This window comes from Brevibacillus borstelensis (assembly GCF_003710865.1).
Taxonomy (GTDB): Bacteria; Bacillota; Bacilli; order Brevibacillales; family Brevibacillaceae; genus Brevibacillus; species Brevibacillus borstelensis.
The window spans coordinates 222,974-236,513 of record NZ_RHHO01000017.1 but is presented as its reverse complement, the minus strand read 5'-3'; the positions used below and the strand labels follow the sequence as shown (position 1 = coordinate 236,513).

Annotated in this window: 13 protein-coding genes; 2 read left to right on the top strand and 11 right to left on the bottom strand. The window is 53.7% G+C overall.

From position 1 onward, the window contains the following. Nucleotides 1-173 precede the first annotated feature (173 nt). From lonB to racE, 9 genes are all read right to left on the bottom strand, one after another. Nucleotides 174-1,871, bottom strand: coding sequence for an ATP-dependent protease LonB (lonB, locus tag EDM54_RS10055; RefSeq protein ID WP_003387666.1), 1,698 nt, complete (start codon nucleotides 1,869-1,871; stop codon nucleotides 174-176). A 284-nt stretch (nucleotides 1,872-2,155) separates the two neighbouring features. Further along, nucleotides 2,156-3,421, bottom strand: a complete 1,266-nt coding sequence (gene clpX / locus EDM54_RS10050) for an ATP-dependent protease ATP-binding subunit ClpX (protein ID WP_003387667.1) — start codon at nucleotides 3,419-3,421, stop codon at nucleotides 2,156-2,158. Nucleotides 3,422-3,443: 22 nt separating this feature from the next. After that, nucleotides 3,444-4,025 (bottom strand): ATP-dependent Clp endopeptidase proteolytic subunit ClpP, encoded by a 582-nt coding sequence (clpP, locus tag EDM54_RS10045; RefSeq protein WP_003387668.1) that lies wholly within the window; start codon nucleotides 4,023-4,025, stop codon nucleotides 3,444-3,446. 220 nt (nucleotides 4,026-4,245) lie between these two features. Continuing rightward, nucleotides 4,246-5,538: a trigger factor gene (tig, locus tag EDM54_RS10040; protein ID WP_122958148.1), complete on the bottom strand. Its 1,293-nt coding sequence runs from the start codon at nucleotides 5,536-5,538 to the stop codon at nucleotides 4,246-4,248. A gap of 134 nt (nucleotides 5,539-5,672) precedes the next feature. Further along, nucleotides 5,673-6,197: a metallophosphoesterase family protein gene (locus EDM54_RS10035; protein WP_003387671.1), complete on the bottom strand. Its 525-nt coding sequence runs from the start codon at nucleotides 6,195-6,197 to the stop codon at nucleotides 5,673-5,675. Between the two features lie 29 nt (nucleotides 6,198-6,226). After that, nucleotides 6,227-6,829 (bottom strand): XTP/dITP diphosphatase, encoded by a 603-nt coding sequence (locus EDM54_RS10030; protein ID WP_024984471.1) that lies wholly within the window; start codon nucleotides 6,827-6,829, stop codon nucleotides 6,227-6,229. Further along, nucleotides 6,822-7,604 (bottom strand): ribonuclease PH, encoded by a 783-nt coding sequence (gene rph, locus EDM54_RS10025; RefSeq protein WP_024984470.1) that lies wholly within the window; start codon nucleotides 7,602-7,604, stop codon nucleotides 6,822-6,824. Before rph ends, EDM54_RS10030 begins: the two co-directional genes overlap by 8 nt. A gap of 172 nt (nucleotides 7,605-7,776) precedes the next feature. Then, nucleotides 7,777-8,835: a GerMN domain-containing protein gene (locus EDM54_RS10020; RefSeq protein ID WP_003387674.1), complete on the bottom strand. Its 1,059-nt coding sequence runs from the start codon at nucleotides 8,833-8,835 to the stop codon at nucleotides 7,777-7,779. A gap of 148 nt (nucleotides 8,836-8,983) precedes the next feature. Beyond that, nucleotides 8,984-9,814, bottom strand: coding sequence for a glutamate racemase (gene racE / locus EDM54_RS10015; protein WP_122958147.1), 831 nt, complete (start codon nucleotides 9,812-9,814; stop codon nucleotides 8,984-8,986). A gap of 168 nt (nucleotides 9,815-9,982) precedes the next feature. Here racE and EDM54_RS10010 point away from each other — a divergent pair, with 168 nt between their 5' ends. Further along, on the top strand, nucleotides 9,983-10,942 hold the full coding sequence (locus tag EDM54_RS10010; RefSeq protein ID WP_024984468.1) for a superoxide dismutase: 960 nt from the start codon (nucleotides 9,983-9,985) through the stop codon (nucleotides 10,940-10,942). A gap of 249 nt (nucleotides 10,943-11,191) precedes the next feature. After that, entirely contained in the window at nucleotides 11,192-11,575 is a 384-nt protein-coding gene (locus EDM54_RS10005) for a DUF3899 domain-containing protein (RefSeq protein WP_003387677.1), read from the top strand. Here the strand turns inward: EDM54_RS10005 and EDM54_RS10000 are convergent. Further along, nucleotides 11,566-12,513, bottom strand: coding sequence for an ABC transporter ATP-binding protein (locus EDM54_RS10000; protein WP_003387679.1), 948 nt, complete (start codon nucleotides 12,511-12,513; stop codon nucleotides 11,566-11,568). The genes EDM54_RS10005 and EDM54_RS10000 overlap by 10 nt on opposite strands. After that, nucleotides 12,510-13,532: an ABC transporter ATP-binding protein gene (locus tag EDM54_RS09995; RefSeq protein WP_003387681.1), complete on the bottom strand. Its 1,023-nt coding sequence runs from the start codon at nucleotides 13,530-13,532 to the stop codon at nucleotides 12,510-12,512. The genes EDM54_RS10000 and EDM54_RS09995 overlap by 4 nt, the downstream gene beginning before the upstream one ends. Nucleotides 13,533-13,540: the final 8 nt, after the last annotated feature.

The following is a 13,540-nucleotide window of genomic DNA, read 5'->3' as shown; positions in this document are numbered from 1 at the left end:
AAATGAAAGACTTGGTCGGACCGCCTTTTTTATACAAGCAAAAACGGCTCCTGAACAGCCGTTTTTGGTCACCAAGACACGCTGCTTTCTCCCTTCTTTTGGAGAAAGTCGAAGCTTCTTACCATTGTAGCGCAAACACATTCCGATGTCTAATTTCAAGGTGCGATCCTTCTTTACAAGGAGAGTGGCGAGGACGCCAGGTCTTCTGCAGGCAGCTGCAGCGTAAATCCGGCACTTTCAACCTCCGGCTCGGCATGATCCTTAAAGGCCAGCTCCAAAACCTGCTGCACCGTTGAAACAGGAATGACTTCGATCCCCTTCATGTCGGAAAACAGGCTTTGCCAGTTCTCTTCCGGGATAAACACACGCGTCGCTCCTGCTGCGCGGGCAGCCTCCACCTTGGCTACCACTCCGCCGACAGGCTTTACCTTTCCGTGAATGCTGACTTCCCCTGTCATCGCCAGCAGATTATCTACCGGAATTTCCTTGATCGCAGAATAGATGGCTGTCGTAATCGCGATACCAGCAGATGGCCCATCTACAGGCACTCCGCCGGGGAAGTTGATGTGGAGATCGTAATTGTAAGGGTGGATGCCCAAGCGGTGCAGCACTGTCAGGACGTTGTCGATCGAACCCTTGGCCATGGACTTGCGCCTGATCGTTCTGCTTCTGCCGCCGATTTCCTCCTCTTCGGCGAGGCCGGTCGTCGTGATGCGTCCGTTTCCTGCGATCGCTGCACGTGTCGCAGTTACTTCCAGTTCCATTACGCTGCCCATATTCGGTCCGTAGACGGCCAGACCGTTGACCAAACCGACCTGCGGAGTGGAGTGTACCTGCTTTTCCTGTCTCGGCGACTTTTGACTGCTATGAACGACCCATTCGACATCGGAGGACTGTATAACTTTTCTCTCCTCCGTCAAGGCAATCCCTGCGGCGATCTGCACTGTATTGATCGCTTCCCGTCCATTGGTCGCGTACCGCTCAATCACATGTACAGCGGCATCCTCCATCGTCATGTCCATTTTCGAAACAGCCGTACGAACGATGCTGCCGATCTCGGCCGGTTTGAGCGGACGGAAAAAGATTTCCAGACAGCGGGAACGAAGAGCGGCAGGCAATTCCTCCGGCATCCTCGTCGTTGCTCCGACCAGGCGAAAATCAGCCGGGAGCCCGTACTTGAATACTTCGTGTATATGCGAAGGAATCTGCGTGTTTTCTTCGCTGTAGTAGGCACTCTCCAGCATGACTTTTCGGTCTTCCAATACTTTCAGCAGCTTATTCATCTGAACGGGGTGAAGCTCCCCGATCTCATCCAAAAACAGTATGCCTCCATGCGCTTTGGTCACGGCTCCGGGCTTTGGCTGCGGCACCCCGGCTTGGCCCAAGGCACCCGCCCCCTGGTAAATGGGATCGTGGACAGAGCCGATCAACGGGTCGGCGATGCCTCTCTCATCAAAACGGGCAATCGTGGCGTCTATTTCGACAAATTTGGCTTCCGAATTGAAAGGCGACATCTTGTTTTTCTTCGCTTCTTCCAATACTACCCGCGCAGCAGCCGTCTTCCCAACGCCCGGGGGTCCGTAAATGATCACATGCTGCGGATTGGGACCGCACAGAGCTGCGCGCAGCGCTCTCAGGCCGTCCTCCTGCCCGACAATTTCTTCCATAGCAGCAGGCCGTGTTTTTTCTGACAGCGGCTCGGTCAAGGCAATCATGCGCATCCGGCGCAACTGATCCAGATCTTTGCGCGATTCCTTTTCGGTTGAGGTCTTGTTGGCCCGCTGGGTTCGCAGCAAATTCCAAAAGTAGGTTCCTATGATAATCCCGACAATCACTTCAATGCAGGCAATGACTAGTGTCGTATAGTTCATCCGCAGTCCCTCCCATGCTCATGGCAACTATTTAGCAGGCTGTCCGTACTCATCGGCGTTACTATCCCAGAACGGCCTTTCGTTCGCGTCTCTTGAACTATAATGAGTAGTATTGCCTCGCAGTGCGGGACATAAACTCAAAAACGAGCAGGTCCCGTCTATTGCCGTGATGCAGAAAGCCGGATTGGAGATTAGATCTGGACTTGGCCGTGAAAAAGAAAAAAGTCCGTCCCCGACGAAAAAAACCACCTCGGGTTGAGGTGGTTTCTGCGCATTAGTATGAATCAGGCGCTCTCGTGCTTTCGCTCCTGGCCTTCCTTTGTCAAAAGCTGGGGCTTCACTTTATCGCGAACCGTTTCTTCCGTGATGACGCATTTGCTCACGTCTTCACGAGACGGCAGCTCGTACATCATATCCAGCATGATCTGCTCGATGATGGCACGAAGTCCGCGCGCACCCGTATTGCGCTTGATCGCTTCCTTGGCGATCTGGCTCAATGCCCCTGCATCGAACTCCAGCTCGACGTTATCAAGGCTCATCAGCTTCTGGAACTGTTTGACCAACGCATTTTTCGGCTCGGTGAGAATTTTCACCAGCGTCTCTTCATCCAGCGGTTCGAGCGTGGCAAGAACCGGCAGACGGCCGACGAATTCCGGGATCAAGCCAAACTTCAACAAATCCTCCGGCAAGACGTACTTCAGGTACTCGCCTTGCTTGAGGTCGCCTTTTACGCCTTCGTTCATATCTGTGCCAAAGCCGATTACTTTTTTGCCCAGACGGCGCTTGATAATCTGTTCAACACCGTCAAACGCACCGCCGCAGATGAACAGGATATTGGAGGTATCGATCTGGATGAACTCTTGATGCGGATGCTTGCGGCCGCCTTGTGGCGGAACACTTGCAACCGTTCCTTCCAGAATCTTCAGCAGGGCCTGCTGTACACCTTCACCGGATACGTCGCGGGTAATCGACGGATTTTCCGATTTGCGTGCGACTTTATCGATCTCATCAATGTAAATTATGCCTTTTTCGGCCTTTTCCACATCGTAATCTGCCGCCTGAATCAGTTTCAGAAGAATGTTTTCCACATCTTCGCCCACATAACCCGCTTCGGTCAGCGATGTCGCATCAGCGATGGCAAACGGAACATTTAAAATCCGCGCCAGTGTTTGGGCCAGCAGCGTTTTACCGCTGCCTGTCGGTCCGATCAGCAGGATGTTGGATTTTTGCAGCTCCACATCCTCGATCTTGGCACCGGAATTGATCCGTTTATAGTGGTTGTAAACCGCAACCGAGAGAGATTTTTTCGCCATGTCCTGCCCGATCACATAATCGTCGAGGATGTTGCGAATTTCCATCGGCTTCGGAATTTCTTTCATGTCGATTTCTTCTTCGGTACCCAGCTCTTCCTGAACGATTTCATTGCACAGCTCGATGCACTCATCACAAATGTAAACGCCAGGTCCAGCAACGAGCTTCCTTACCTGCTCCTGGGATTTTCCGCAGAACGAGCATTTCAGCTGTCCTTTATCATCATTAAACTTAAACATGCGCGTATCACCTCACACCGGGTCAGTTTTTCCGTTCAATAATGGCATCGATCAATCCGTAGGCTTTGGCTTCCTCTGCGCTCATAAAGTTGTCACGATCGCTATCTTTTTCCACGCGCTCATAAGGCTGACCGGACCGGTCCGCCAAAATCTGGGTCAGCTGCTTCTTTGTTTTCAAAATCCATTCGGTATGAATCCGAATGTCCTCTGCTTGACCGCGGACTCCGCCCAGTGGCTGGTGAATCATCACTTCACTGTTGGGCAGGGCGAAGCGTTTTCCCTTTGCGCCTGCTGTCAGAAGCACGGCTCCCATGCTTGCAGCCATACCGACGCAAATAGTGGAGACATCGGGCTTGATAAATTGCATCGTGTCGTAAATGGCAAGTCCCGCAGTCACGGAACCGCCTGGAGAGTTTATGTAGAGACTGATGTCTTTTTCCGGATCCTCTGCTTGCAAGAAAAGCAATTGAGCGACTACGACATTGGCCACTTCATCGTCAATTTCACTGCCGAGAAAAATAATCCGGTCCTTCAGGAGCCGCGAATAAATATCGTATGCGCGTTCTCCCCGATTGGTCTGTTCGATTACCATTGGAATTAACATATGTATTTCCTCCTCTGTCAGCAAAAGAGGTATTGCAGCTTACCCTGGCGGTTTTTTGGCCGCCGGCCGGCTGCAGATGAAGCATTTCCCGCTTGTACGGCGGGACGGATACAAAAAAGAAACGCGATGGTGAAAAACAAGGCACGAGGGTATCGTGCCTTGGTATCGAAGGTTCGGGAACGAAAATTCGCCCCCGAACGATCATGCGGTCTTCCTAAGATTATGCACTAACTTTGCTTTCTGCAACCAGGAAATCGACTGTTTTGCGAGTTTGCACATCACGGTACAGTGCAGCCAGTCCGTCTTGCGCAGTGAAAATTTTGCGAAGCTCGTCAGCTGGACGGCCGTAAACGCTAGACAGTTTTTCCAACTCAGCAGTTACATCCTCTTCACTGACTTCGATGTTTTCTGCTTTTCCGATTGCTTCCAGCACCAGAGAAGTGCGAACACGGGAAGTAGCGTCAGCGCGCAGTTGATCACGCAGTTGGCTTTCATCCATGCCGGAGAATTGGTAGTACAGATCCAGAGTCAGACCTTGGAATTGCAGGCGTTGTCCGAACTCATTGACCATTTGATCCAGTTCGTGTTCGATCATGACTTCTGGAATATCGATTTCAGCGTTTTCAGCCGCTTTCAGAACGAGCTGCTCGCGCACGTATTGTTCCTTGTCCTGTGCAGCTTTCTCTTCCAGCTTTTTCTTGGAGTCTGCTTTCAGTTCGTCCAATGTATCGAACTCGCTTACGTCCTTGGCAAACTCGTCGTCCAATGCCGGCAGGTTTTTGCGCTTCAGGCTGTTCAGCTTCACTTTGAAAACAGCTTCTTTGCCAGCCAGGTTCGGAGAGTGGTACTCTTCCGGGAATGTTACGGTGATCTCTTTTTCCTCGCCGATGTTCATGCCGACAACCTGCTCTTCAAAACCAGCGATGAACGTTCCGGAACCGAGCTCCAGAGAATAGTCTTCCGCTTTGCCGCCTTCAAATGCCACTCCATCCTGGAAGCCTTCGAAGTCGATCATTACGACATCGCCGTTTTGAGCTTGGCCTTCTTCTACAGCAACCAGCTCGGCGTGACGCTCTTGCATGCGCTTCAGTTCAGCGTCTACATCCTCGTCAGTTACCGCGAACTCTTTCGGCTCGATGGTCAGGTTTTTGTATTCGCCCAGTTTTACTTCCGGCTTAACAGTAACTGTCGCCTTGAAGATCAGGCTTTTGCCTTTTTCCATTTGTTCTACGTCTACTTCCGGACGGTCCACAGGCTCGATGCCCGTTTCGCGAACAGCTTGTCCGTAAGCGGTTGGAAGAATGATATCAAGCGCATCCTGATAGAGAGATTCCACGCCAAAACGCGCTTCGAACATTTTGCGCGGTACTTTTCCCTTGCGGAAGCCTGGTACATTAACCTTTTTTGAAACTTTTTTGAACGCCTGGTCAAGTGCTGCATCTACTTGCGTAGCGTCTACTTCTACCGTCAGGACTCCCTGGTTATTCTCTAACTTTTCCCATTTTGCTGCCACGTAAACTTCCCCTCCTAGATTGATTCAAGAGAAACACGCCTGTCGGGTCTGGCAAGGACCGTGATGACAGGGCGGTGCAATTCTAGCCATTATAACCATTCAAGTATAGCACATATTCTCCATTTTTCAAGAAGTCAGCTCCGCAGGGAAAAAGTTCCCCCCAGCTTCGGAGCTACCTTGCCCTTGTGGTCGTAGTAGGTTACCTGAACGACCACGGCCGACTCTTTTTGCTCGACTTTTTTCAAAATCGCATACGTCGGGACATCATACCCCCGCGGAAGCTGCAGGCTCCCCGGATTCAAAAAAAGGATGTCGCGCTCAACTGCGCATCCCGGCACGTGGGAATGACCGAACAGCACTACGTTCGCCCCTGTTTCCTCTGCTCGGTAATGAAGGCGCAGCAGCGAGCTTTTCACGCCAAACAAATGTCCATGTGTCTGGAGGATCGTAAGTCCCTTCCAGGAGGTCTTCCTCTCAGTCGGCACGTCCGAAGGGAAATCGCAATTTCCCTTGACCAGTTTCATGCCCGAAAACGGCTCGCGCTGATGGTCGACGCAGTAATCGCCGCAGTGAAAGACCATCTCCGCCTTGTGTCTTTCGACTACTTCCTTTACTTCACGGACCAGTCCATGGGTATCGCTCAGGATGAGAATGCTCACTTTTCCTCACTCTCCTTGCGTACACTGAATTACTCGCCGGACTTTAAGGTCGTCAGCAAATTCTGCATGGCCATGGCGCGGTGGCTGATCTGATTTTTTTCCTCGGATGTCAGCTCGGCCATCATTTTCTTTTGCTGCGGCAGATAAAAAACCGGGTCGTAGCCGAAGCCATTGGTGCCTTTTGGTTCGCGGGCGATCACACCCTCGCAGGAGCCCGCTGCCACTACCGGCTCCCGTCCCGGCTCCACGAGGGCGAGTACGCAGCGAAATCTCGCCGTCCTCTGCTCGTCCGGCACGTCAGCCAGCTCGCCCAGCAGTTTTCGCCAGTTGGCTTCATCAGACGCATTCTCGCCGGAGTACCGGGCGGAGTAGACGCCGGGACGGCCGCCCAGCGCATCTACCTCCAGACCGGAATCGTCACCGACTGCCGGCATGTTCAAGTATGTAGAAATGGTTACAGCTTTTTTCAGTGCGTTGGCTTCAAACGTATCGCCGTCCTCCACCACTTCCGGAACGCCTTCGAACGCATCCAGGCTGATTCCTTCCCATCCCAATTCTGCAAAGAGCTTGTTAAACTCCTTCACTTTTCCTTTGTTCCGCGTAGCGAGTACGACTTTTTTCGGTTCAGACATGATTTTCCTCCGCCTCTTTCTCCTGATCGCCTTCGCCTTTGTTCTCAAAAGAGAGCGTCAGCTCGGACAAGGCCTCCCTTTGAGCGGCAAATAGCTGGTCAATGCCCTTTTTCGCCAGTGCAAGCAGCTCCTGCAGCTGTTCTACGGAAAAAGGAGCCTCTTCCCCGGTGCCTTGCAGCTCGACGAATTTTCCTTCCCCGGTCATCACGATGTTCATATCGACCGTCGCTGTCGAGTCTTCCTTGTAGTTCAGATCAAGCAAGACTTCCCCGTCGATAATTCCGACAGATGTCGCTGCGAGAAAATCAGTCAGCGGGTACTGTTTCCACGTACCGTTTTCGACGAGCTTTGACATTGCTTCTACCATCGCCACGTAGGCTCCGGTAATCGACGCTGTCCGGGTGCCTCCGTCCGCCTGGATTACGTCGCAGTCCAGCCAGATCGTACGTTCACCCATCGCTTCCAGTTGAACGACAGACCGCAGTGCCCGACCGATCAGACGCTGGATTTCCATGGTTCGCCCTGCCACTTTCCCTTTGGAAGACTCTCGGGCATTGCGTGATTCCGTAGCCCGGGGGAGCATGGCGTATTCGGCTGTAATCCATCCTTTGCCGCCACCGCGCATGAACGGCGGAACGCGGTCCTCCAGCGTCGCCGTGCAGATTACTTTGGTGTCTCCCACCTCGATCAGGCAAGAACCTTCCGCGTGCTTGATGTAATTCCGCGTAATCTTAACAGGACGCAGTTGGTCATGGGTGCGGCCATCATTTCTCATTCCATGTTCCTCCTAGTGTACTTTCATCAACTCCGCCCATTATACCAGAGAGACAAAACCACTTGCCACTCTGCACGGGGTTTGACTTGCGCAGGTGCGTTGAAAGTTTGCCGGCCGACTTTCGGAAAAGCAAAACCACGCCGGGACCAGAGGCGTGGAATGATATCCTTCCTTAATATTGGATCGGGTTGATGTGAACGGACCGGCTGACCGGCTTGCTGAAATCAAAGCTTCCGCTCTTGAGCGGCTTGCCTTCCACCATGAGCTGAACATTTTTCGCTCCCGTACTGTCGGAAAGCGACAACACCAGCGATTCCAAAGCCTCCGGACTCGCTTCCCTGCCGTCATCGTATTTCAGGATATCATCGCTCAGATTGACAGTGACCAGCCCGTTTTCCTGGCGAACATCGAGAACGCGGGTCGTCTGCAGCAGCGAGCTGAAAAGAGGCGAGCCTTCTTTTGGTCCCTTGATCAATTCCTCTACAGCTGCTTTGGCAAGGTTCTCTGTTTCTGGCACCAGCCTCGTCACCGGTACAAAATACGTCCGTTTGTCATCGAGCTGCCCCTGAAAATAGACGGTGACCGAGGACGTTTTCCCGGGTACCGCCCCCTCTCCGAGCTCCACGTTGACTCCCTGATTGCGGTCGAGGTACGTGGTTGGCGTGTTGCTTGCCGGCATTTCCGAGAGCGGCGTGCCGTTTACCCAGATCTGTACCGATTTTACGTTGCCAAACTCAGTGAGTGCCCGCGTCACCGCATCGACAATCTTTTTTTCCTGCTTTTCGTCGTACTTCTTAAACTCCTTGGAAAAGTCGACCGTAGCCACACCTTCCTTGATGACAAGCCCCTTTACCTCTGTCCCTTTTGGCAGGACGGCCGAAAAACCGCTGGGCAGCATGCTCTCTACCGGACCGCCTTTCACCATGTAGGTCAGTACCTGCTTTGCCATGCCTTCCACCTTTGGCAGCGTCAACGATACAGGTACGACGTATCCATTATTATCAAGCAGATAAACGGTTCGGTCGACCGATTCCTGTGTTGCCGCCACTGTCTCTCCGGCTGCAGCGTCTGCGGGGGTTTGGGTACCTGGCGTCTCCACCGCCACTTCCGACAACGGGGGCGGGTCGATGCTGGTCGCTTCCTTTTCCGGCCCAAACAATCCGCACCCTGAAAGCAGCAGGGCGCTAACCCCGATCACGGCCGTCATTTTGCCGATGCGTCGTATTTCCATGTTATCCAGCCTCCTCCAGACACTTTGTACTAACATGTATACGAGCATGGCTTGGGTTTATGCGTTGTTTGTCCGCAAAAAGGAAGGTTCTTTCGCGTCAATCAGAGAATGACTGACGAAAAAGAACCTCCTGCGTTTATTTGCCGACTCAGGATTGATACAGCTTTTCCAGCGACCTGCTTTCAACCTGTACCGGAAAGCCCAGCCATTCTTCCGCTATTCGCTGGAAGGAAAGCGCATTTCCGCTCGTGTAAAAGCAGTGTATGGGAGGATCTGCAGGTCGCTCTTTTCCCCGCGCCAAACCGTTCGTGACGTCTCCCAGCAACCGGCTTACCTCGCGTGCCGTTTCCTCCGCCGAGCTGATGAGGGCAACCCCCGATCCGACGGCTTTCTGAATCAATGGCGCAAGCAGCGGATAGTGCGTGCACCCGAGAATCAAGGTGTCCAGTTCGAGACCCTGCAACGGCTCAAGGGTCCGCTCCACCTCTTTTTGCGCTTCCTCTGAATGCTGACAATGCGTCTCCACCAGAGGCACGAAGGCAGGACAAGCAAGTCCGACTACACATGAATCGGGTCTCAACTGCTTGACAGCCTGCTCATATGCTTTGGTGCGGATCGTGGTTTCTGTTCCGATCACCCCAATCCGGTCTGTTTTCGTTACGCTGATCGCTGCCCTTGCCCCCGGCTCGATTACCCCAATGACCGGCAACGGAAGCCTTCTCCTCGCTTCTTCCAGCACCACCGCTGTCGCTGTGTTGCAGGCAATGACGAGCGCCTTGATCGGAAACTTCGAGACAAACTCAATCATCTGAAAACTGTAGGCACGTATTTCTTCCGGCGTCCTGGACCCATAAGGACAGCGGGCATTATCGCCGAAATAGAGAATGGATTCACCGGGCAACTGCCGCATGACTTCTTTGGCAACAGTCAGCCCCCCCACTCCGGAATCAATGATTGCAATGGATTCATGGTCGCTCATCGGTGTGTCTCCCCTGTTGTGTTGTCCATACCTAATAGCATACCACTTCCTTTTATTTTCGCTACTACCATATGCGCTGGATATTTACCATGTACTCCGCGAATGCCGCACATCCGCTGGGCTTCTGTCATACGTTGTAGATGAGATTGCAAGCGAGGAGGAAAACCATTGCAGGAGCATACCCGACACCTGTCCAACTGGAGCCAGTGGGGCATTCAATGGATTGAGCATCTCCGCCGCCAGCATCGCTTCAATCGCGAACTGGAAAGGCATATGCACAAATTTGAAGAAGCCTTTAGCCAAATAGGCCGCAGGGCGAATTCACTTAAAAATGAAGAATCCGCAACAGCCATTCCTGCGCTGATGCAACAGGCAGAAGCTGTACAGCAGCAATTCCACCAGTTCCTGCGTCTGATCCAGGACCGCGAAAAACAGGAGCCCGAAGTCAGCCAGTCGGTGTACCCGCCTGCTCGCCAACCGGCACCGGTACCCATCGCTCGGCCTGTACCTATAGGCAAGCATACATTGCCCCCGATTCCCTATGCCTACGATGCACTGGAGCCGTATATCGATGCCGAGACGATGCGCATCCATCACGACAAGCTGCATCGCAAGTACGTAGAGGATCTCAACAAGGCGGAGAGTAAGCTTGCGGAAGCTCGCGCCAGAAACGACTTTGAGCTCGTCCGCCACTGGGAACGGGAGCTGGCCTTCAACGGAGCCGGACATTACCTCCATACGATTTTTTGGAACGTAATGAGTCCGGAGGGCGGCGGCGAGCCGACAGGAGATCTTGCGCGACAGCTCGCCCGCGATTTTGGCTCATTCGCCGCATTTCAAGCCCATTTCTCCCAGGCCGCCGAAAAAGTGGAGGGGCCGGGCTGGGCTATTCTCGTCTGGTCCCCGCGTGCACAGCACCTGGAGATTTTGCAGGCCGAAAAGCACCAGAATCTGTCGCAGTGGGATGTCATCCCGCTGCTCGTCCTCGATGTCTGGGAGCATTCCTATTTCTTGCGGTACAAGAACGACCGGGCCCACTACGTGGAAAACTGGTGGAAGCTGGTCAACTGGCCCTATGTAGAGGAGCGCTTTGGGCAAGCGAGAAACCTGCGCTGGCAGCCATTTTGACGAAGGAAACCTGTCGAAACCAAAGCCTATCCAAAAACTGCTTCATCAAAATATCCCCGGCCAAACAAGCGGCACGGGGATATTTGTTTGGCCCTCCACACTCGCCGCCTATCATATTGATGAAAGGCTTTTACAAGTTTCCTAAGCTTCCAAAGGTTTAGACACAAGAGAGCGGAAAAATACGTTATCATAGGATTATGGAAAAATGAATCCGTTCAACCTCACTGTACAAAGGACGTGGATCACACCATGGGCAAACGGCTTACATACCTGCTCCCCGCGGCGCTGCTGCTCGCACTCGCCGCAGGCTTCCTCTTCTCTTCGCAGACGCTCCTGGGGCTGATCAACCAAAGCTTTCTGGCGGGACTGTTCTTCTTGCTTCTCGGCAGCATCTCTCTGGTGCTTCGCTCCGGCTTTTTCACTGTCTTCCTCCAAGGCTTCAAGCAAGTAAAGCTGCTTTTTTTCAAGCGGCCCAGAATCATGGAAAGTGATTGGTTTCAGGAAAAAGACCCGGTATTGCAAAAAAAGACAGAGACGCTGATCCGAATCTGCACGTCTCTGTCATTATGGGCGGGGGCTGCCCTGCTGATGTTTTCGGTTGTGCTGACTTGCTTCTATCTCTATCAGTCGTAAAGGTGGCAGGCTACCCAGTGGCCTGCCTCCGCTTCTTTCCAGACAGGCTCTTCCAGCGCGCAGCGCTCGGTCGCCTTCGGACAGCGGGTACGGAAACCGCAGCCGCTCGGGCGGTTGGCCGGACTTGGCAGGTCTCCCTGCAAAATAATTCTCTCCCGCTTGACGGTCGGGTCTGGCACCGGCACCGAGGAGAGCAGCGCCTGCGTATACGGATGCAGCGGCAGCTTGTACAATTCGTTGCTGGTTGCAAGCTCTACCATTTTCCCCAAATACATGACGCCGATGCGCGTCGAGATATGCTTCACCATCGACAGATCATGGGCAATGAACAGATAAGTAAGCCCGCGCTCCGCCTGCAAATCCTCCAGCAGATTGACCACCTGCGCCTGAATCGAAACGTCCAGGGCGGAAATCGGCTCGTCCGCAATGATAAATTCAGGCTCCACCGCAAGCGCCCTGGCGATGCCGATCCGCTGCCGCTGACCGCCGCTGAATTCATGCGGAAAACGGGAAGCGTGTTCCTTTCTCAGGCCGACGAGCTGCAGCAGCTCGGTAACGCGCTCCCGGCGCATTCCCCTGGCGAGGCCGTGGATGTCCAGTCCCTCTGCAATAATGTCCTCCACCGTCATCCGCGGATTCAGACTCGCCTGCGGGTCCTGGAAGATCATCTGTACATCCCGGTTGAACTGGCCCGCTTCCTTCCCTTTCAGGCGATGGACGTTCTTTCCTTTGTACAGCACTTCTCCGTCCGTATTTTCGTAAAGACGGATGATCGTCCGCCCCAGCGTAGACTTTCCGCAGCCGCTCTCTCCCACCAGGCCGAGCGTCTCGCCCTGCCTGATGGAAAATGTCACGCCGTCGACCGCCTTCAAAAGCTGGCCGTTTCCGATATGAAAGTGCTTCTTCAGGTTGTTTACTTCTACCAAGCTGTCTTTCATTCTCCCTGCCTCCCTGCTGCAACCAATTCCTCGATACGCGGCGCACGCGGATCATGCAACCAGCAGGCTGCCTGATGTCCCGGCTCGAACGTGCTGATCTCGGGCATTTGCTGATTGCAGATTTCCATGGCGTAATCGCAGCGGGCTGCAAAAGGACAGCCCTTCGGCGGGTTGAACAAGTCCGGCGGCGTTCCGTCGATCGGGACAAGCCGCTGCTTTTCCTCTCCGTCAATTCGCGGCAGAGAACGCATCAGACCCCATGTATACGGGTGGCGCGGCGCGGCAAACACGTCTTCAACCGTTCCCGTCTCCACCACGATCCCCGCGTACATGACAACCATGCGGTGGGCGATTTCAGACACGACGCCGAGATCATGGGTAATGATGACGACAGAGAGCTCCTGCTCCTCCTGCAGACGCCGCAGCAGGTCGAGGATTTGTGCTTGAATCGTCACGTCCAGCGCTGTCGTCGGCTCGTCTGCGATGACAAGCTGGGGCTGGCACGCCAGTGCGATCGCGATGACGACACGCTGGCGCATCCCGCCGCTGAATTGGTGCGGATACTGGTCGACCCGTTTTTCCGGATCGGGAATCCCGACGAGACGCAGCATCTCAATCGCGCGTTTTTGCGCTTCCTCGCGGGTTACCTGATGGTTGCGGATAAATCCTTCGACGATTTGCGTTCCGACCTTCATCGTCGGATTGAGCGCAGTCATCGGGTCCTGGAACACCATCCCGATCTTGGAGCCGCGGATTTGCATCCACTCTTTTTTCGTCAGATGGGTGATGTCGCTTCCTTCAAAGACGATCTTTCCGTCCACGATCCGGCCCGGAGGATTGGGAATCAAGCCCATGATCGCCTGGGCGGTTACGCTTTTTCCGCAGCCGCTCTCGCCGACGATCGCCAGCGTCTCCCCTTTGTCCACATGGAAGGATACGCCACGAACAGCTTGTACTTCGCCGCCGTATGTCTTAAAGTTCACTTTCAGGTTGTCAATCGTTAGCAGATGTTTTTCCATCGCGGTTC